This window comes from Pseudonocardia hierapolitana (assembly GCF_007994075.1).
Classification (GTDB): Bacteria; Actinomycetota; Actinomycetes; order Mycobacteriales; family Pseudonocardiaceae; genus Pseudonocardia; species Pseudonocardia hierapolitana.
Genome location: NZ_VIWU01000001.1, coordinates 8,750,824 through 8,769,324, shown reverse-complemented (window position 1 = coordinate 8,769,324; position 18,501 = coordinate 8,750,824). Strand labels below are relative to the sequence as shown.

Annotated in this window: 15 protein-coding genes; 10 read left to right on the top strand and 5 right to left on the bottom strand. The window is 72.3% G+C overall.

Translation table 11 applies throughout. The features are described 5' to 3' along the window. Positions 1–45 precede the first annotated feature (45 nt). The 3 genes from trpA to FHX44_RS41440 all read left to right on the top strand — a co-directional run bounded on the left by trpA (position 46) and on the right by FHX44_RS41440 (position 2,624). The gene (trpA, locus tag FHX44_RS41450; RefSeq protein WP_147260747.1) at positions 46–843 is read left to right on the top strand and encodes a tryptophan synthase subunit alpha; all 798 of its coding nucleotides are present in this window, start codon (positions 46–48) and stop codon (positions 841–843) included. A gap of 174 nt (positions 844–1,017) precedes the next feature. Continuing rightward, positions 1,018–1,998: a prolipoprotein diacylglyceryl transferase gene (lgt, locus tag FHX44_RS41445; RefSeq protein ID WP_246171060.1), complete on the top strand. Its 981-nt coding sequence runs from the start codon at positions 1,018–1,020 to the stop codon at positions 1,996–1,998. Then, positions 1,995–2,624: a DUF2461 domain-containing protein gene (locus FHX44_RS41440; RefSeq protein WP_147260745.1), complete on the top strand. Its 630-nt coding sequence runs from the start codon at positions 1,995–1,997 to the stop codon at positions 2,622–2,624. Before lgt ends, FHX44_RS41440 begins: the two co-directional genes overlap by 4 nt. Before the next feature lie 13 nt (positions 2,625–2,637). Here the strand turns inward: FHX44_RS41440 and FHX44_RS41435 are convergent, their stop codons facing one another. The 4 genes from FHX44_RS41435 to FHX44_RS41415 all read right to left on the bottom strand — a co-directional run bounded on the left by FHX44_RS41435 (position 2,638) and on the right by FHX44_RS41415 (position 8,662). Then, positions 2,638–4,740 carry a serine/threonine-protein kinase gene (locus tag FHX44_RS41435; RefSeq protein WP_147260744.1) on the bottom strand — a complete coding sequence of 701 codons (2,103 nt, stop codon included), beginning with the start codon at positions 4,738–4,740 and terminating at the stop codon, positions 2,638–2,640. 11 nt (positions 4,741–4,751) lie between these two features. After that, positions 4,752–6,893: an outer membrane protein assembly factor BamB family protein gene (locus tag FHX44_RS41430; protein ID WP_147260743.1), complete on the bottom strand. Its 2,142-nt coding sequence runs from the start codon at positions 6,891–6,893 to the stop codon at positions 4,752–4,754. An 87-nt stretch (positions 6,894–6,980) separates the two neighbouring features. After that, positions 6,981–7,442, bottom strand: a complete 462-nt coding sequence (locus FHX44_RS41425) for a DnaJ family domain-containing protein (RefSeq protein WP_147260742.1) — start codon at positions 7,440–7,442, stop codon at positions 6,981–6,983. 383 nt (positions 7,443–7,825) lie between these two features. Continuing rightward, a complete protein-coding gene (locus FHX44_RS41415; protein ID WP_246170875.1) occupies positions 7,826–8,662 on the bottom strand; it encodes a putative protein N(5)-glutamine methyltransferase in 837 nt (278 codons plus the stop codon). Between the two features lie 164 nt (positions 8,663–8,826). Here FHX44_RS41415 and FHX44_RS41410 point away from each other — a divergent pair, with 164 nt between their 5' ends. The 5 genes from FHX44_RS41410 (at position 8,827) to FHX44_RS41390 (ending at position 13,328) form a co-directional block, all read left to right on the top strand. Further along, entirely contained in the window at positions 8,827–9,573 is a 747-nt protein-coding gene (locus tag FHX44_RS41410; RefSeq protein ID WP_147260740.1) for an FkbM family methyltransferase, read from the top strand. An 89-nt stretch (positions 9,574–9,662) separates the two neighbouring features. After that, positions 9,663–10,034 carry an STAS domain-containing protein gene (locus FHX44_RS41405; protein WP_147260739.1) on the top strand — a complete coding sequence of 124 codons (372 nt, stop codon included), beginning with the start codon at positions 9,663–9,665 and terminating at the stop codon, positions 10,032–10,034. A 165-nt stretch (positions 10,035–10,199) separates the two neighbouring features. Beyond that, entirely contained in the window at positions 10,200–11,201 is a 1,002-nt protein-coding gene (locus FHX44_RS41400) for a carbohydrate ABC transporter permease (RefSeq protein ID WP_147260738.1), read from the top strand. Beyond that, positions 11,188–12,036, top strand: coding sequence for a carbohydrate ABC transporter permease (locus FHX44_RS41395; RefSeq protein WP_147260737.1), 849 nt, complete (start codon positions 11,188–11,190; stop codon positions 12,034–12,036). The genes FHX44_RS41400 and FHX44_RS41395 overlap by 14 nt, the downstream gene beginning before the upstream one ends. 11 nt (positions 12,037–12,047) lie before the next feature. After that, on the top strand, positions 12,048–13,328 hold the full coding sequence (locus tag FHX44_RS41390; protein ID WP_147260736.1) for an ABC transporter substrate-binding protein: 1,281 nt from the start codon (positions 12,048–12,050) through the stop codon (positions 13,326–13,328). Between the two features lie 999 nt (positions 13,329–14,327). Here the strand turns inward: FHX44_RS41390 and FHX44_RS41385 are convergent. Further along, the gene (locus FHX44_RS41385; RefSeq protein ID WP_147260735.1) at positions 14,328–15,677 is read right to left on the bottom strand and encodes an MFS transporter; all 1,350 of its coding nucleotides are present in this window, start codon (positions 15,675–15,677) and stop codon (positions 14,328–14,330) included. A 124-nt stretch (positions 15,678–15,801) separates the two neighbouring features. Between FHX44_RS41385 and FHX44_RS41380 the strand changes: the two genes are divergently transcribed. Together FHX44_RS41380 and FHX44_RS41375 are read left to right on the top strand one after the other, a co-directional pair. Beyond that, the gene (locus FHX44_RS41380; RefSeq protein ID WP_147260734.1) at positions 15,802–17,214 is read left to right on the top strand and encodes an ABC transporter substrate-binding protein; all 1,413 of its coding nucleotides are present in this window, start codon (positions 15,802–15,804) and stop codon (positions 17,212–17,214) included. 11 nt (positions 17,215–17,225) lie between these two features. Beyond that, positions 17,226–18,491: a Tm-1-like ATP-binding domain-containing protein gene (locus tag FHX44_RS41375; protein ID WP_147260733.1), complete on the top strand. Its 1,266-nt coding sequence runs from the start codon at positions 17,226–17,228 to the stop codon at positions 18,489–18,491. The last annotated feature ends 10 nt before the right edge of the window (positions 18,492–18,501 follow it).

The following is an 18,501-nucleotide window of genomic DNA, read 5'->3' as shown; positions in this document are numbered from 1 at the left end:
CAGCGCCTGCGCGAAGCGCCGGCCGAGCGCCAGCGAGGCCGAGCGATGAGCGAGGTTCGGAAGATCTTCGAGGCGGCACGGGCAGAGGGCCGGGGTGCCCTGGTCGGCTACCTGCCTGCCGGCTACCCGACCGTCGACGGGTCCGTGGAACGGCTCACCGCGATGGCCGAGGGCGGCTGCGACCTGCTCGAGGTCGGCATCCCGTACTCGGACCCGGTGATGGACGGGCCCACGGTCCAGGCGGCCGCCGACACCGCCCTGCGCGCCGGCTTCCGGCTGCGCGACGTGTTCTCGGTCGTCGAGCGGGTCAGCGCCGCGGGCGGCCGGGCGGTCGTGATGACCTACTACAACCCGGTGCTGCGCTACGGCGTCGACGCGTTCGCCCGTGACCTCGCCGCGGCAGGCGGGCTCGGCCTGATCACGCCCGACCTGATCCCCGACGAGGCCGACGAGTGGCTCGCCGCCTCCGAGGCGCACGGCCTGGACCGGACCTTCCTGGTCTCGCCCTCGTCCACGGAGGAGCGGATCGCGTCCACGGCGGCGGCCACCCGCGGTTTCCTGTACGCCACGTCCACGATGGGCGTCACCGGTGCTCGGGACGCCGTCGCGAGCACCGCGCCTGCGCTCGTGGCCCGCTGCCGCGCCCACACCTCGCTGCCGGTCGCGGTCGGGCTCGGCGTCCGGTCGGCCGACCAGGCCGCCGAGGTCGTGGGCTTCGCCGACGGCGTGGTCGTCGGCTCCGCGTTCGTCACGGCGGCCGAGAACGCCGGTGCCGACGGCGTGCGCGCGCTGGCGCAGGAGCTGGCGGGCGGCGTGCGCCGGGCAGCCCCGCAGCCGGCCTGAGCGGCCCCGCCCGCCGGTGGGCGGAGCAGGGGCTGCACGTCGCGACAAGGTGATCGTTCCCGCCGGAGGCCGACCGCTCCCGCCGCCGCGGGATCGTGGCGCTACCGTGGCGACGTGAGCCCTGCCGTCGTCACAGTGCTGGCGAATATCCCGAGTCCGGACCGCGGCGTCTGGATGCTCGGTCCCATCCCGATCCGGGCGTACGCGCTCTGCATCATCGCCGGCATCATCGTCGCGGTCCTGTGGGGCGAGCGACGCTTCGTGGCGCGCGGGGGGCAGCAGGGCACCGTCACCGACATCGCGGTGTTCGCGGTGCCGTTCGGGCTGGTCGGCGGCCGGCTCTACCACGTGCTGACCGACTGGCAGACCTACTTCGGCCCGGGCGGTGACCCCTTGGGCGCCCTCCGGATCTGGGAGGGCGGCCTGGGGATCTGGGGCGCGGTCGCGCTCGGCGGCGTCGGTGCCTGGATCGGGTGCAGGCGACACGGTGTGCCGTTGGGCTTCTTCGCCGACGCGGTGGCGCCGGGCATCGTGGTGGCGCAGGCGATCGGGCGGCTGGGCAACTGGTTCAACCAGGAGCTCTACGGCGCGCCCACCACATTGCCGTGGGGGCTCGAGATCTACGACCGGGTCGACCCGGCCACCGGGTTCCCCGACGCCCTGGGCGGCGTCGCGCTGGACCACACGCCCGTCCAGGTGGTGCACCCCACGTTCCTGTACGAGCTGCTGTGGAACGTGCTCGTCGCCGTGCTCGTGGTGTGGGCCGACCGCCGGTTCCGCCTGGGCCACGGGCGCGCTTTCGCGGTGTACGTCGCGGGTTACACCGCGGGGCGGTTCTGGATCGAGCAGATGCGCACCGACCACGCCACCCGTGTGTTCGGCGACATCCGGATCAACGTCGTGGTCTCCGTGGTGGTGTTCACTGCCGCGGTGCTCTACATCGCGCTCGTTCGCAAGCCCCGCGAGGTGCTCGAGGGCCCGGCGGCGGCCGTCGAGCCCGCGCCGGTCGGAAGCGCGGAGGAGTCCGAGCCGCCTGCGGAGGAGGGCGTCGCGAAGGCGCCGGAGAAGGACGCGGAGATGGACGCGGAGAAGGACACCGAGAAGGACACCGCGCAGGAGAAGGACCCTGCCGAGGCGGGTGACCGCACGTCATGACGTTCACGGGTTTCGGTGAGGGCGTGGTCGAGTTCTACGACGGTCTCGTCGCCGACAACTCGAAGGCGTACTGGACCGACCAGCGGGCGGTGTACGAGGCGGACGTCCGCGCGCCGATGCAGGCGCTGCTCGCCGAGCTGGAGCCGGAGTTCGGGCCGGGCAAGATCTTCCGGCCGTACCGCGACGTCCGGTTCTCGCACGACAAGACGCCGTACAAGACCCACTGCGGCGCCACCGTCGGGCCGTTCTACGTGCAGGTCGGTTCCGACGGTCTGCTGGTCGCGGGTGGCTACTACCGGATGGCGCCCGATCAGGTCGCCCGTTACCGCACGGCCGTGGCAGACGACCGGCGCGGCGGTGACCTGGAGAAGCGGATCGCGGCGCTGCAGGCGCTGACGTTGGCGGGGGAGACCCTGAAGACCCGGCCCAAGGGCTTCGACCCGGACCACCCGCGCATCGACCTGCTGCGGCACAAGGGCCTGTACGCATGGCGCGCCTGGGAGCCCGACGACGTGCTGCACGAGCCGGGCACCCTGGACCGGGTGGCCGGGGCATGGCGGGAGCTGCAGCCGCTCACGGAATGGCTCGCCGACCACGTGGGGCCGAGCGAGCAGCCGCGGCGGTAGGGATCGTCCGCCCTCACGCGATGCCCACGATCGCGCCCGATGTGGCGTCGAACCGCTCGGAGCCGAGCACGAGGGTGTCCCCGACGAGCGCGATGGACGCGGTGTAGCCCGTGTCGAGGGCGAGGTCGATCGTGAAGCGTTCCTCCCCGGTGTCGGTGGCGTGGGCGAAGAGGGTGAATGCGGGCGTCGGGTCGAGCCTGCCGACGCGGATGCCGCCGATGTAGCAGGTGTCGCCGGCGACCACGGGTGCGGTGCCGTACATCGCCCTGCTGTAGGACGTGCCGCGGCCCAGCTCCCACCGCGGTTCCCCGGTCTGCGCGTCGAGGGCCGAGAGGCCGACGCCGTTGCCCCCGTCGACGTACACGGTGTCGTCGTGGACCGCGATCCGCCCGTACCGGTCCTCGACGGTGCGGCGCCACAGCTCCCGCCCGGTTGCCGCGTCGAACGCGACGAGGGTGGAGTGCGCGGTCGGGGATCCACCCGTGCCGTACACGATCGGGCCCGCGACCGTCACGGTGTCCAGGTCGGGAAGCGGCTGCTCCCAGAGCGTGGTGCCGGTGACGGCATCGAGCGTGCGCAGGGCGTGCTTCAGGCCGACGTGCGCGCGCCCGTCCGCGGCGGCGCCGGGGGTGTCGAGGGCGAACCCCTCCCAGGGGGCGCCGTCGACGACGGACTTCCACCGCACCCGGCCGGTGGCCGCGTCGTATCCGGTGACGTGGTTGCGGGCGTCCTCGGTGGTGGCGGCGAGCACGGTCCCGGCACCCGCGGCGATCAGGCGCCCCCGCTCCTCCCAGCGCAGCGCCCCGGTGGCGTCGAGCGCGTACACGGTCATCCGGTCGTCGTCGATGTAGACGGCGCCGTCGACGACCGCAGGCGGGTGGCTGCTGCCGCCTCCGCGCAGCGAGTACGTCCACCGGGCCTGGCCGGTGCGGACGTCGATCGCGTGGGCCACGGCGTCAGCCCCCGCGGCGTGGACGACACCGTCGCCTGCGACCATGCAGGTCAGCGGCCCGCCGGTGGGGTAGGTCCACCGCGGCGTCGCCGTCCGGGTCGGGCCGGCCGGGGCGCCGGTGGCCGGGCCGGGGCCGGTGCGGAACAGCCCGGCCGCCGTCGCCCCGACGCCACCGAGCGCCGCTGTTCCCAGCACCGCGCCCAGCCCGGCGAGCAGGCCGCGCCGCGACACCCCGCGTGCGGGTGGCGGCGGGGGAGTCATCGGCCCGGGGTTCGTGGCCGGGGCGGTCACGAGCGCGGCGACGCCGGACGGGAGCCAGCCGGTCCCGACCGGCGCGGGCGGGAGGCGCTCGGCGAGCTGCGCGGCGGTCGGCCTGGCGGCCGGGTCCCGGTGCAGGCACTCGGCCACCAGGTCGCGGACGGGACCCGTGAGTGCCCCAAGCGCCGGCTCCGCGGTGAGGATCCGGCGCAGCAGGGTGACCGGGCTGCCCTCGCCGAACGGTCCCGTCCCGGTCGCGGCCCAGACGAGCACCGAACCCAGCGAGAACAGGTCCGATGCGGTGGTGAGCTCGGCGCCGTCGGCCTGCTCCGGGGACATGAACGCCGGGGTGCCCACCGCCATGCCGGTGCTGGTCATGCGCGTGCCGTCGAGGGCGCTCGAGATGCCGAAGTCGATCATCTTCGGCCGGTCGGCGGCGAGCAGGACGTTCCCGGGCTTGACGTCGCGGTGCACGAGATCCGCCTCGTGGATCGCGGCGAGCGCGCGAGCCAGGTGCGCGGCGAGCGCGGCCACGGTCGGCGGCGGAAGCGGTCCCGTGGTGGCGATCGCCTGGCTCAGCGGCACGCCCGGGACGTACTCGGTGGCGAGCCACGGTGTGCTCGCGTCCGGGTCGGCGTCCACGACCGCCGCGGTCCAGGGGCTGCGCACCCGGCGCCCGGCCTCGACCTCCCGCGCGAACCGCGTGCGGAACTGCCGGTCGGGGGCGAGCGCGGGGTGCACCACCTTCACCGCGACGAGCCCGGAGGGCCCGGCTGCGAGGTAGACCTGGCCCATGCCGCCCGCGCCGAGCACACCGAGCACCTGGTACGGGCCGATGCGGTGGGGGTCCGTGGGGTGCAGTGCCTGCACGGCGGCTGCGGCGTGGACCTTCGGCATGATCGTCATCTCCGGTCTCCTCATTCCGGCCTGATGGCCGAGATCCGGCCGTCGGATCCCGCGGTGAACGCGACCCGATCGGCTGCCGTGATCACCTGCACGGCGGAGAAGCCCCGGGTGGGCGCGTACGCCCACTGCCGGGTGCCGGCCGCGACATCGAACGCGTAGATGCGGCCGCGGTCGTCGCCGGTGTAGACCAGGCCGCCGGTCGAGTCGCGGAAGGCGAACGGCGCGACCTTGGCGGTGCCGCCGCCTCTCGTCCGGTCCGGGAGCGACCAGCGCAACGTCCCGTCGCTGATCTCGTACGCGTGCAGCTGCTCGTCGCGGCCGCGCACGATGACGGCGTCGTCGACCACGACCGGCCGATCGGGTTCGGCACCGGCGAGGTCTCCGCTGCCGACCCGGGCCTCCCAGCGCACGGCGCCGGTGGGCGTGTCGAGCGCGACCACCCCGCCGACGTTGACGGTGAGGAACGCGATCCCGTGCGCCACGCCCAGCTCGGTGGCGTTGTCGCCGTCCGGCTCGCGGCGCCACACCAGCTGCCCGGTGGCGGCGAGGAGCGCGTCAACGCCGTTGCCGTTGCTGATCAGCACGTGGTCGCCGTCGATCTCGGGGGAGGCGGCGAAGTTGCCGTCGACGACGTGGGTCCAGCGGGTGTCGGCCGTGGCCGGGTCCATCGAGAAGAGGGACGGGCCGTGGGCGAAGTAGGCGACACCCGGGCCCGCGATCACGTCGATACCGGCGAGGGACCGGTATCCCTCGGTCAGGTCCGACACGAGGCGCCACCGTTCCCGACCGGTCGTCGCGTCGAGGGCGATCGCGGCGCCGTTGGTGGCGACGTAGACGGTGCCGTCGGCGATCGCGAACTTCACCCGGGACGGATCGAACCCGACCCCGCCGGGCGGTGCCGCGTACTCCCAGCGCTTCTGCCCGGTGGTCGCGTCCAGCGCGACGACCGCGCCGCTGCCGCCCGCATACACGGTGCGGCCGTCGGTGAGGAGCGCGCTGGTCGTGGGCGGGCCCTGCACGGTCCAGGCCACCACCGCGGATCCGGCGGAAGGGGCGGTGGTCGGCGCCGGCGCGACGGTCAACGTCTGCGGCTGCGGGGTCTCCAGCGGGCGTGGCGTGGGGAGCACGGTCCGGGCGATGGCGAAGGCTCCGCCCAGCGCCGCGAGTCCGAGCAGGCCGGAGCCTCCGACGAGGAGTGCGCGCCGGCCGACGGCCCGCCCGCGGGGCGTGGCCCCCGCGGCGATGATCGGCTTCCGGGCCTGGCCCGCCGCGATGAGGGTCGGGACGTCCGGCGGCGGGGGAAGCATCGCGGCCACGGACGCCGGCAACCACGAGCCCGATGGCGCCCCGGGCGGCGGCGCGGGGACCGGGCCGAAGTGCGCGGTGAGATCGGCCGCGGTCGGGCGGTCGGCAGGGTTCTTGGCCAGGCACGCCTCCACCGGGCCGCGCAGCGGGCCGACCAGCCCGAGCAGGTCGGCGGGGTCGTCGACGATGCGCCGGAGCTGGACGAAGGGGTTCGCATCGCCGAACGGGCTGCGCCCGAGCGCGGCGAAGGCCAGCAGTGCCCCGAGGGAGAACACGTCCGACGCCGGGCCGGTCTCCATGCCCTCGGCCTGTTCGGGGGACATGAACGCGGGCGTGCCGACGAGGGCTCCGGTCGTGCTGAGCTGAGTGGCGTCGGCGGCGCGGGAGATGCCCATGTCGATCAGGCGCGGCCCGTCGCCCGCGAGCAGCACGTTCGCGGGCTTGACGTCGCGGTGCACGAGACCGGTGGCGTGGACGGTGGCCAGCGCCGCGGCGAGCCCGGCCGCGAGGACGTGCAACGACTGCGGCGGCAGCGGGCCGGTCTCGACCACCGCCCGGTCGAGGCCGGCTCCGGGGACGTACTCGGAGGCGAGCCACGGGACCGGCGCGTCCGGGTCGGCGGCGACCACGGCCGCCGTCCAGGGGCCGCGCACCCGCATGCCCACCGCGACCTCGTGCCGGAACCTGGCCCGGAAGCCCGGGTCGGACGCGAACGCGCGGTGGATCAGCTTGACCGCGACGAGCTCGCGGTGCAGACCGACCCCGAGGTAGACCTGGCCCATCCCGCCGGACCCCAGCCGGGCCAGGATCCGGAACGGGCCGACCTGGTAGGGGTCATCGGCTCCCAAGCGCAACACGGTCGTCCTCCTGCAGGCTCGTTCTCGTCGAGCAGGAAGACCGGTCGGGTGTGTTCGTGGTTGGGGTCGGGTCGCGGATTACTTCCGGCGCCACCACCGTCTGCGGGTGGTCGCGCCGGCCACCGGTGCCCGCGGTGCGGGTGAACGCGCCGCCCGCCAGCCCTGCACGATCGCCTCGGCGTCGACCTTCCGCACCGGAACGGCCGGCCCCGACGGTGCGCGCACCCACTCCGCGATGCGCCGGTTCAGCTCGCCGACCGCGGCGCGCACGGCCTCCTCGGTGGGCAGGTCACGCACCGTCTCGGGGAGCCGCTCGGCCTCCTTGCGCAGCTGCAGCGGGGTGGGCAGCAGGCCCTCGGACGGCACGCCCTCGCGCTGGACCCAGCGCCTGACCCACCAGTTCTCGTCGTACGGTTCGTCGAGGCCGGACAGGGGCTTGCCCTTGCCCGGCAGGTCGGCGAAGTCGCCGCGCTCCTCCGCCATGCGGATCTGCTTGTCGATCGTGGACTCGTAGCGAGCCCAGTAGGCCTCGTTCGCCATGGTCGACACCCCCGCCTCCGACGGTACCCGCCGCGTTCACGAGGATTCCGCATGTGCCCAGACTGATCGAGAACCCCAGCCGCGTGACGGCCGCAGGCGAGCCGCCCAAGACCATCGACGAGTACGTGGGCCGGGTGAACACCGGCGACGCCCGGCTCTCGGTGGCCCACATGCGCAGCCCCGCGGGTTGGTCCGAGCCCGGTCAGCGACCGGAGTTCGACGAGTTCACGCTGGTGCTGCGCGGCGCGCTGCGAGTGGAACACGAGGGCGGCGAGCTGACGGTGACCGCAGGGCAGGCCGTGCACACGGCGGCGGGGGAGTGGGTGCGCTACAGCTCGCCGGGGCCGAAGGCGCCGAGTACGTGGCGGTGTGCCTGCCCGCCTTCAGCCTGGAGACGGCCCACCGCGACTAGCTGGACCCGTCCGGAGGCCGGCGGGACGGCGACCGATCACCGCCGTGGCGTCGAGCTCCGCATCCTGCACGACCCGCGCGGTGAGGCCCGCGGCCGTGATCGCCGCGGCCGTGTGCGCGGCCTGGCGCTCGCTCGTCTCGATCAGGAGGTGCCCACCGGGGCGGAGCCAGCGGGGAGCCGCGGAGGCCAGGCGACGCTGGATGTCGAGGCCGTCCGCGCCGCCGTCGAGGGCCACGCGTGGCTCGTGCAGCCGCGCCTCGGGCGGCATCAGCCCGACCGCGTCGGTGGGCACGTAGGGCGCGTTCGCGAGAAGGACGTCCACCCGCCCGCTCAGCGTCGGGGGCAGCGGGGCGTCGAGGTCGCCCTCGTACACCTGCCCGCCGACGGCGGCGACGTTGCGCCGGGCGCAGCGGACGGCGGCGGGGTCGACGTCGGCGGCGTGCAGCTCGATGCCCGGCACGGTGACGGCCACCGCGACGCCGACGGCGCCGGACCCGCAGCAGAGGTCGACGACGACGGCGCCCGGCCGGGCCAGTGCCGCAGCCTCCCGGGCGAGGAGCTCCGTGCGGCGGCGGGGGACGAAGACGCCGGGGTCGACCGAGATGCGCAGGCCGGCGAACTCGGCCCAGCCCAGTACGTGCTCGAGCGGGAGCCCGGCGACGCGCCGCTCGACCATGTCGGCGAGCTCGGCGGGCGTGCGGGCGGTCTCGACGAGGAGCCGGGCCTCGTCCTCGGCGAAGACGCAGCCTGCCGCCCGCAGCCGGGCGATGACGTTGGTGGCGGGGGCGGGAAGCGGGGTGGAGGTCACGGGGTGCCTTCCGATGGAGCCGGAGGGCGCTACTCCGTGCGCTGGGAGGAGAGCGCCCATGGTCGTGGGTCGATCGGTCTCACCTCCCGCGTCCGTGGTTCTGCGGAAACGATAGCGCCGCGGGTGAGGACGGGGCGCAGCACGTCGACCGGTACGGTCACCGGATGCTCGCCCGTGTCTGGGGAATCGCGCGTTCGCTGGTGATCTACCACGGGCAGCCGGCCAAACACCGCCGTGCGGTGCGGCTCTACGGCGAGTTCCTGGGCCCGGGTGATCTCGCGTTCGACATCGGCGCCCACGTCGGCGGCCGGGTGCGCACCTGGCGACGGCTGGGGGCGCGCGTGGTCGCCGTCGAGCCCCAGCCGGACTGCCTGCGCGTGCTGCGGCTGCTCTTCGGGCGTGACAGCGCGGTGACGATCGAGCCCCGCGCCGTCGGCGCGCAGGTGGGGCGCGCCCGGCTGGGGGTGTCGACCGCGACGCCGACCGTGTCGTCGATGTCGCAGGACTGGCAGGAGTCGGTGGCGGCCGACCGCAGCTTCGCCCGCGTGCGCTGGGACCGCTCCGTCGAGGTCGAGGTGACCACGCTCGACGATCTGATCGCCGCGCACGGCGTGCCTGCCTTCTGCAAGATCGACGTCGAGGGCTTCGAGTCGGAGGTGCTCGCCGGGCTGTCCCGACCGTTGCCCGCACTGTCGTTCGAGTACCTGCCGCCCACGCACGAGCGGTCCCTCGCCGTGCTGGAGCGGGTGCAGGAGCTCGGTGCGTACCGGTACAACTACTCGCCCGTCGAGACCATGCGGTTCGCCTCCGACCGCTGGCTCGACGCCCCCGAGCTGGTCCGGCTGCTCGAGCGGGTCCGTCCCCTCGGGCGCTCCGGCGACGTCTACGCCCGCCTCGCTCAGCAGAGCTGATCACGCACGGCTCTCGCTCTCCCCCATTCGGGGGTAGGGTCCATGGCTCGGCCGAGTGGGACCTCAACGTCGAGCGGAGCAGCCGGAGGATGGTGACGATCACGCCGGTGCGGACCGGCCCGGTCAGCGTGCTGACGGTCAGCGGAGAGATCGACCTGGTCTCCGGCCCGCTCCTGCGCACGGCGCTCGACGAGGTCATCGACGCCCCCGACTCGAGCGCGCTCACCGGCGTGGTGCTCGACCTGACCGCCGTCACCTTCCTCGGATCGGCCGGGCTCGCCGTGCTCGTCGACGCGCACGAGCACGCCACCCAGCGGGGGATCGCCTTGAAGATCGTGATCGACGGTCCGGGCTCACCGGTCGCGCGGGCCTTCCAGGCGGCCGCCATCCACGAGCACCTCGACGTGCACAGCAGCGTCGGCGACGCGCTCCTCGGCGGCGAAGGCCGGCCCGCCTCCTGAGCAGTCTGCAAAGGGTTGCAGCGTTCATTTGCCGCGCTGTGCTCGGCGTTTCGGTATGCGGGATGCCGATGGCGGCGCAAATGCCTGAAAAGATCGGCAAGGGTTGTTGACGCAGCGGCGGCTGCTTTGACCTAATGGTCGGGCGGGAGATCGAAGAAGATCAGGATGGAGGCGCCAGTGACGGCGCTCGGTGAGGACGCCACCCCCTCGACGATCAGCCGCGTCACCACAGGCCCCGCGCCGCCCTCCCCGCCGTCGCTGCGGCGCAGGCTGCTGGACCGCCTCCCGTACCTCTCCGACGGCAAAGCCGCCTACCTGTTCCTCGCGCCGTGGTTCGTGGGCCTCGGCCTGATCACGGTGGGGCCGATCGCGGCGTCGTTCTACCTGTCGTTCACCGACTACAGCCTGCTGGCCGCGCCGGAGTGGGTCGGGCTCGACAACTTCACGCGCATGGCGTCGGACCCGAGGTTCTACAAGGCACTCGAGGTCACCTTCCTCTACGTGTTCGTGTCGGTGCCGTTGCAGCTGGCCTTCGCACTGGCGCTCGCGCTGGTGCTCGACAAGGGGTTGCGCGGGCTCGCCCTGTACCGGTCGATCTACTACCTGCCGTCGCTCCTGGGCTCGAGCGTGGCCGTCGCGGTGCTGTGGCGGCAGATGTTCGGCACCGACGGCCTCGTCAACACGCTGCTGCGGGCGCTGGGGGTCGACGACCCGCCGGGCTGGGTGTCCACGCCCGCGTACGCGCTCGGCACCCTGATCGTGCTCAACGTGTGGACGTTCGGCTCACCGATGGTGATCTTCCTGGCCGGGCTGCGGCAGATCCCGCAGATGTACTACGAGGCCGCGTCGATCGACGGCGCAGGTCGGGCGCGGCGGTTCTTCTCGATCACGCTGCCCCTGCTGTCGCCGATCATCTTCTTCAACCTCGTGCTGCAGCTGATCGGGTCGTTCCAGACGTTCACGCAGGCGTTCATCGTGAGCGGCGGCACCGGCGGCCCGGCCGACTCCACGCTGTTCTACACGCTCTACCTCTACCAACGCGGCTTCGGCAACTTCGACATGGGCTACGCGTCTGCGCTCGCCTGGGTGCTGCTCATGATCGTCGCATTGCTCACGGCCGCGAACTTCCTGGCCTCGAAGTACTGGGTGTTCTATGGCGACGACTGACGCGCGGCGCACCGGCCGGCCCCGACTGCTGGCGCACTTCGGGCTGATCCTGTTCGGCCTGGTGATGATCTACCCGCTGATCTGGACGCTGTCGAGCTCGTTCAAGCCGACGCAGGAGATCTTCTCGAGCCCGGGCCTGTGGTCGGACAACTTCACCGCCGAGAACTACGCCGACGGCTGGACGGCGCTGGCCCACCCGTTCCACCGCTACATCCTCAACTCGCTCGTGGTGGTGGTCGGCTCGATCATCGGCAACCTGCTGGCGTGCTCGCTGGCCGCCTACGCGTTCGCGCGGCTGGAGTTCCGGTACAAGCGGCTGTGGTTCGCGATCATGCTCGGCACGATCATGCTGCCGATCCACGTGGTGATCGTGCCGCAGTACATCCTGTTCTCGCAGCTGGACTGGATCAACACCTACTGGCCGCTGATCGTGCCGAAGCTGCTCGCCACCGACGCGTTCTTCGTGTTCCTGATGGTGCAGTTCATCCGCGGCATCCCGCGGGAGCTGGACGAGGCCGCGCGGATCGACGGCTGCGGTCACACCGGCATCTTCTGGCGGATCATCATGCCGATGTCGCTGCCGGCGCTGGCCACCACGGCGATCTTCACGTTCATCTGGACCTGGAACGACTTCTTCAGCCAGCTGATCTTCCTGACCGACCCGGACATGTACACGGTGCCGGTGGCGCTGCGGACGTTCGTCGACGCCACCAGCCAGACCCCGTGGGGTCCGGTCTTCGCGATGTCCATCGTGGCCCTCGGGCCGATCTTCGGGTTCTTCCTCGCCGGGCAGCGCTACCTCGTCCGAGGCATCGCGACCACCGGCCTCAAGTGAAGGGAGCTGGGATGCTGGGACGGCGAGCGTTCGGGGCTGCCGCGGCGGCACTGGCACTGCTGCTCAGCGGGTGCGGGGGCGGGTCCGACGAGGGTGGCCCGGTCACGCTGCGGTTCTCGTGGTGGGGGAGCGACCCGCGCCACGAGTACACCCAGCGGATCATCGACATCTACCAGTCCGAGCACCCCGGCGTCACGATCGAGCCGTCGTTCACCGGGTTCGCCGACTACTGGGACCGGCTGGCCACCGAGGTCGCAGGCGGCGAGGCACCGGACGTCATCCAGCACGAGACGCGCTACGTCCGCGAGTACGCCGACCGCGGCGCGCTGCTGGACCTCAACCAGTACGTGCCGGGCATCATCCGCACCGAGAAGCTCGACCCGTCGGTGATGCAGACCGGCGTGATCGACGGCGAGATGTTCGCGATCCCGATCGGCATCAACGCCCACGCCGTGATCGCCGACCCGCAGCTGTTCGCCGACCTCGGCGTCCCGATGCCGGACGACCGCACCTGGACCTACGACGACATGATCGCCACCGCCGCCGCGATCTCGGAGGCCGGGCCGGACGGCACCTGGGGTTACCAGATGACCACCGCGATCGACACCAGCTTCGAGATCTTCGCCCGTCAGCGCGGGGAGGCGCTGTTCGACGAGCAGGGCGACATCGGCTTCCGCCGGGAGACCCTCGTCGCGTGGTGGGCCCACCAGCTGCGGTTCCACGAGATCGGAGCCGCTCCGCCCGCGGCGCAGACCATCGAGCTGGAGAACGCCGACGCCGACGGTTCGCTCTTCGCCACCCACCAGGGCGCGCTCGGCACGGTGTGGACCAACGGGCTCCTGACCCTCGACAAGGTGTCCGGGCGCGAGCTGAAACTCCTGCGCTTCCCCGGCGAGGGCACCGAGCAGCAGGCCGGGATGTACTTCAAGCCCTCGATGTTCTGGTCGGCGAGCTCCCGCACCGAGCACCCGGAGGAGGCGGCCCGCTTCATCGACTTCCTGCTGAACGACCCGCGCGTGGCCGACATCATGCTCAGCGAACGCGGCCTGCCGGTGAACGTCGAGCAGCGCGAGCGGATCCTCGGCCAGCTCAACCCCGCCGACCAGCAGGCGGCGGCGTTCCTCGAGGAGATCGAGCCCGACATCGCGCCCCCGCCCCCACTGCCCCCTCAGGGTGCAGGCGAGGTCCAGGGGATCATGCAGCAGCTCAACGAGCAGGTGCTCTTCGGTCAGATGACCGTGGAGCAGGCGGCCGACGAGTTCATGACCCAGGTGAACGCGGCGACGAGCTGAGGCGGCCGAGTCGAGAGCGGCCCCGATCTCGAGGCCTCCTGGGGGCGCCGCATCGCGCGGGGCCGCTGCCGGAACAGGCCGTCGTCCATGTCCTCCTGGCAGGTGTGACAGGCCAACGCGGTATCGGCCTGCTGGCGGCGCCGCGCATTGTGCGGGGCCGCCCCTCCCAGCTCAAGGGCGCCTTCGGCGTCGCTGCGCGATCGCTGCGCGACCCTTGAACCTGCGAGCCTCTGCGGCCCCTCGGGCATGCGGTGCGGGCAGGCCGGGGGCCTGCCCGGTGGGGCGCGCGGCGCCGCCAGCAGGCCGGTCCCACAGGTACGTGATGGGGGTCTCCGCGTTGGTCGCGCACCTGGTGTGCGCTCGCGCGCCCCGTGTCGGCCCACGCGCCCGGTCGACGGGGTGCGTGGGCGGTGAACGGGTGCGTGAGCGGCGCAGATCGCTCCGATCAGCACACCGGGGCTCGGCGGAGACCTGATGTACACCTGGGGCAGATCACGGGCCCTCTCCCAACCACTTCACACACCCAGTGGCCACTTCACACAAGGCCGGCCTTGTGTGAAGTGGCCACTGGGTGTGTGAAGTCGGCTGTGGCGGCGCTTCGGGTGGCGTGATCGGCTGTTCGGCGCGTTCTCGTGCAGAGTTTCGGCCGTTTTCGCGCCGAGGCCTTGATCTTGGCCGTGGGACCGCCTTCGGTGGCGCCGCGCGCCCGAAGGGCAGGCCCCTGGCCTGCCCGCATGGCTTGCCCTCAGGGGTCGCAGAGGCTCGGAGGTCAAGGGTCGCGCAGCGATCGCGGAGCGACGCCGTAGGCGCCCTTGAGCTCTGAGGGGCGGCCCCGCAGAATGCGCGGCGCCACCGAAGGCCTGGCGCCACCGAAGGCCTGGCGCCACCGAAGGCCCTGGCCCGGAGGCCTCGCCCCGGAGCCCGGGTCGAAGGCGCCACCGGAGGTCACCGCCGGGGAGGGGCGGCAGATCGTTGCCCGCGCAACTCGCGCGAGCCCGGTCACCGGTTCGCGCGCAGCTGCGTGGGGCCTGCCTCGGCGATGTCCATGTCCTTGAGTTCGGGGGCGGCGAGGAACGCGATCAGGGAGATCACGCAGAGGCCTGCGATGTAGGCCGCGACCACCCACGGCGCGCCGCCGGCCGCGGCCACCAACGCGGCGGCGATGAGCGGGGTGAACCCGGCCAGTGCGGCCCCGACCTCCCGGGAGGTGGCGAAGCCGCTGTAGCGCACCCGGGCCCCGAAGAGCTCCGCGTAGAACGCGGGCTGCACGGCGATCACCGGCGCCCACCCGAACGCGGTGGCGATCACGAGCGCGAGCACGACCAGCACCGGCTGTTCGGTCTGGAGCAGCAGGAAGAACGGCCAGATGAACACGGCCGTGAAGGCCATGGAGAACAGGTTGAGCGGCTTGCGGCCGATGCGGTCGGACAGCGCCCCGTACACCGGTTGCAGCACGATCACGACCAGGCCGAAGATGATCACACCGGTCAGCACGGTGCCGCGGGAGATGCCGAGGGTGCTGGTGGCGTACGCGACGGTGAACGTGGCGTACAGGTAGGCGCATGCGGTGTCGGCGATGTGCGCGCCGACGCCGATCAGCAGGTTGCGCGGGTAGGTGCGCAGGGTCTCCAGCACGGGGAGCTTGATGATGGTCTGCTCGGCGGCCATCGCGCGGAACACCGGCGACTCCTCCACTCGCAGCCGCACGTACAGGGCCACGCCGATCATCAGGAAGCTCACCAGGAACGGCACCCGCCAACCCCAGGCCAGCAGCTGCTCCTCGGGGAGCAGGCCGACCAGCAGGAACGACACGGTGGCGAGCACCAGGCCGACCTGCACCCCGAGCTGGGCGAATGAGCAGTAGTAGCCGCGCCGGTGCGGTGGGGCGTGCTCGGCGAGCAGGGTGGACGCGCCGCCGAACTCCGCACCGGCGCCGAGCCCCTGCAACACGCGCAGCAGCACGAGCAGCACCGGCGCCCAGACGCCGATGGTGTCGTAGGTCGGCAGCAGCCCGATGACGCCGGTCGACAGGCCCATGACGAGCGTGGTCAGGATGAGCGTGGCCCGCCGCCCGATCCGGTCGCCGATGTGGCCGAAGATGATCCCGCCGAGCGGGCGGAACACGAACCCGACGCCGAACGTCGCGAACGCGGTGATCGTGCCGACGGCCGGGTCGCTCTGCGGGAAGAACAGCACGTTGAACACGAGCGCGGCGGCCGTGCCGTAGATGAAGAAGTCGTACCACTCCAGCGCGGTGCCGACGAGTGCACCGAAGACGACGCGCCGCAGGCCACGCGGCTGAGTCGGGCCGTCGGTTCCCCCCGCCGGGCCGGTGGATCGAGTGGTCATGCCAGCTCCTCGATGAGCTCGAATTCCGCGTAGCGGAACGACATTTCCAGTATCGAGACGGACAATACGCCCACGCGGGTCGGCTCGCGAGCCGAAGCGACACCCGCGCCAGCTCTCCGGCGGCATGGAGCAGCGGGTCGGGATCGCCCGCGGAGGCGTGACCTTCGTCGAAGTGGCCCAGTCCTTCTGCTCCGGAGAGAGCAGAATGTGGATCGACCTGATCTTGCCTTCGGCTCTGCCGTATGTTGTCACCGGCTTGTGGTTGGCCATCGGACGCGCGTTGATCGGCGTGATCGTCGCGGAGTTCTTCACGGCCTTCGCAGGTCCCGGCAATCTGATCGTCACCAACGCCAACAGCTTCCGCACCGACCGCACCTTCGTCCCGATCCTGCTCATGGCGCTGCTCGGCATCACGCCGACGGCGCGGCTGGAATGGGCCGAGCGCAAAGTCGTGCGGTGGGCAGCAAAGGACTCATCCATGCGACGACCCGTAAGACGCCTCCGCACCGCGCTCGCCGCGCTCGCCGTGGCCGGCATGCTCGCCGGATGCGGGGCATTCGGCGACAGCCCGTCCCAGGGCAGCGAGCCCCGCCCGGAGGGGCAGGCGATCCGGGTGGGCCTCCCCACCGGTGTCACCAGCTTCGCCAACGCCGACCTCGCCGTGGCGATCGAGAAGGGCTTCCTCTCCGAGGTCGGGTTGACCGTGGAGACGCAGAACCTGCGCTCCGGGGTCTCCGTGGTGCAGGGTGTGGTCGGTGGCGCGCTGGAGATCGGTGCCTCCAGCATCGAGCCGGTCGTCAACGCCGCGGCGGGTGGCGGCGACGTCGTCATCATCGGCGCCTACACCGACAAGCTGACGGTCTCCGCGGTCGCCCCGGCCGCGGTACAGACGGCGGCCGACCTGCGCGGCCGCCAGGTGGGCGTGCAGGAGGTCGGCGCATTCCGCGAGGTGATGACCCGCCTCGTCCTGCAGTCGGCCGGCCTCACGCAGAACGACGTGCAGTACATCCCGGTCGACGCACAGTCCTACAACTCCGCGTTGGTGGACGGCCGGATCCAGAACGCGATCCTGCAGACCGAGCAGGCCATCGCTGTCCAGCGTGACAACCCGGGCATGCACTCGATCGCCGAGCTGGCCAACGTCGTGCCCGACTACCACTACGGCACCTTCTTCGTGTCGCGCGCGTGGCTGCAGGCCAACCGGGACGTCGCGGTCAAGTTCCTGACGGCAATGACCCGCGCCCACCGCTTCATGTACGAGAACAAGGACGAGACCGTCAAGATCGTCGCCAAGACCACCGAGTTCGACGAGCAGGTGATCTCGCAGGCCTACGACTCCCTGCTCGGACAGCAGGGCGTGTTCCCGGTCAACACCGGGCTCGACAAGGCCCGCATCAAGAAGACGATCAACCGCATGCGCGAGCTCGGGATCCTCGAGAACGAGCCTCCCGTGTACGAGCAGCTCGTCGACGCCGGACCCATCATCGACGCCGTCGACTCGCTGGGTGTGCAGACCGGAGACGCGCGCTGGCGCTGATCTCCGGGAAAATGGATCCCTTCGTCGCGGTGCTCGCCTCCTTGGACACCAAGGCGGCCGAGGCGTACCACCTCCGCGACGTGCTCGACGAGCTCGGGCACCCCACCCGGATCGTCGACATCGGGCTGCAGGCAACCGAGCTCACAGACCCGGTGCGCGACGTCTCCGCCGAGGTGGTGGCGCACGCCGCCGGGGCGTCGCTCACGGATCTGCGTGAGCACACCCGGCGGGACCGGGCGCTGGCCGAGCTGGCCGCGGGCGCAGGGCTGCTGCTGCGCGTCTGGCACCGCGCCGGGCAACTCACCGGGGTGCTCGCGATCGGCGGCAACCAGGGCACGGAGGTGGCGGCCGCGGCGATGCGGCCGCTGCCGTACGGCGTGCCCAAGGTGATCGTGTCCACGGTCGCTTCGGGGAACGTCCGCGGCTACGTCGGCGACAGCGACATCACGATGATGTTCTCGGTCGCGGACCTGATCGGCGGCCCCAACGCGGTCACCGCCCCCGTCCTGCGCGGGGCGGCGGCCGCGGTCGCCGGGATGGTCGCGGCCGGCAAGCCGGCGCAGCCCGGTGGTGCCCGCCCGCTCGTCGCCGCCACGGCGTTCGGCAACACCCACCCCGCGGTCACCACCGCGATCGACCGGCTGCGGGTGGCGGGCATCGACACCGTCGCGTTCCACGCCTCCGGCGCCTGCGGTTCGGCCATGGAGCGGTTGGTCGGCGAGGGCGTGTTCGCCGGCGTGCTCGACCTCACCACGCACGAGCTGCTGGGCGAGATCGAGCCCGCCGACATCTACGCCCCGGTCCGTCCCCGGCTCACCGCGGCAGGGGAGTGGGGCATCCCGCAGGTCCTGGTGCCGGGGGGATGCGAGTACTTCTGCTTCGGCGCCGAGGAGACGATCCCGGAGCGGTTGCGGGACCGCCCCGTGCACCACCACAACCTGCACAACACCAACGTCCGGGCCGGGGCCGCCGAGCTCGACCGGCTGGGCGCCCTGTTCGCCGAGCGCGCGAACGCCGCCACCGGACCCACCACCGTGCTGATCCCGCTGAAGGGCTGGTCCCACGTCGGCTCGCCGGGCGGCATCCTGCATGATCCTGAGGCGAACGCCGCGCTCGTCGCCCGGCTGCGGGCCGACCTGGCCCCGCACGTCGAGTACCGCGAGCTGGACCTGTCGATCAACCACCCGCGGTTCGCTGTGGAGGCCGCCGAAGCCCTGCTACGGCACCTCCCCGACCGCGCGACCGCCACCGTGACCGCCTCTGTGACCGCCACTTGACCCGAGGAGT

Coding starts and splice junctions, on each gene's coding strand:
- trpA (WP_147260747.1), top strand. CDS start 46: ATGAGCGAGGTTCGGAAGATCTTCGAGGCGGCACGGGCAGAGGGCCGG.
- lgt (WP_246171060.1), top strand. CDS start 1,018: ATGCTCGGTCCCATCCCGATCCGGGCGTACGCGCTCTGCATCATCGCC.
- FHX44_RS41440 (WP_147260745.1), top strand. CDS start 1,995: ATGACGTTCACGGGTTTCGGTGAGGGCGTGGTCGAGTTCTACGACGGT.
- FHX44_RS41435 (WP_147260744.1), bottom strand. CDS start 4,740: ATGACGATCATGCCGAAGGTCCACGCCGCAGCCGCCGTGCAGGCACTG.
- FHX44_RS41425 (WP_147260742.1), bottom strand. CDS start 7,442: ATGGCGAACGAGGCCTACTGGGCTCGCTACGAGTCCACGATCGACAAG.
- FHX44_RS41410 (WP_147260740.1), top strand. CDS start 8,827: ATGCTCGCCCGTGTCTGGGGAATCGCGCGTTCGCTGGTGATCTACCAC.
- FHX44_RS41405 (WP_147260739.1), top strand. CDS start 9,663: ATGGTGACGATCACGCCGGTGCGGACCGGCCCGGTCAGCGTGCTGACG.
- FHX44_RS41400 (WP_147260738.1), top strand. CDS start 10,200: ATGGAGGCGCCAGTGACGGCGCTCGGTGAGGACGCCACCCCCTCGACG.
- FHX44_RS41395 (WP_147260737.1), top strand. CDS start 11,188: ATGGCGACGACTGACGCGCGGCGCACCGGCCGGCCCCGACTGCTGGCG.
- FHX44_RS41390 (WP_147260736.1), top strand. CDS start 12,048: ATGCTGGGACGGCGAGCGTTCGGGGCTGCCGCGGCGGCACTGGCACTG.
- FHX44_RS41385 (WP_147260735.1), bottom strand. CDS start 15,677: ATGACCACTCGATCCACCGGCCCGGCGGGGGGAACCGACGGCCCGACT.
- FHX44_RS41380 (WP_147260734.1), top strand. CDS start 15,802: ATGGAGCAGCGGGTCGGGATCGCCCGCGGAGGCGTGACCTTCGTCGAA.
- FHX44_RS41375 (WP_147260733.1), top strand. CDS start 17,226: ATGGATCCCTTCGTCGCGGTGCTCGCCTCCTTGGACACCAAGGCGGCC.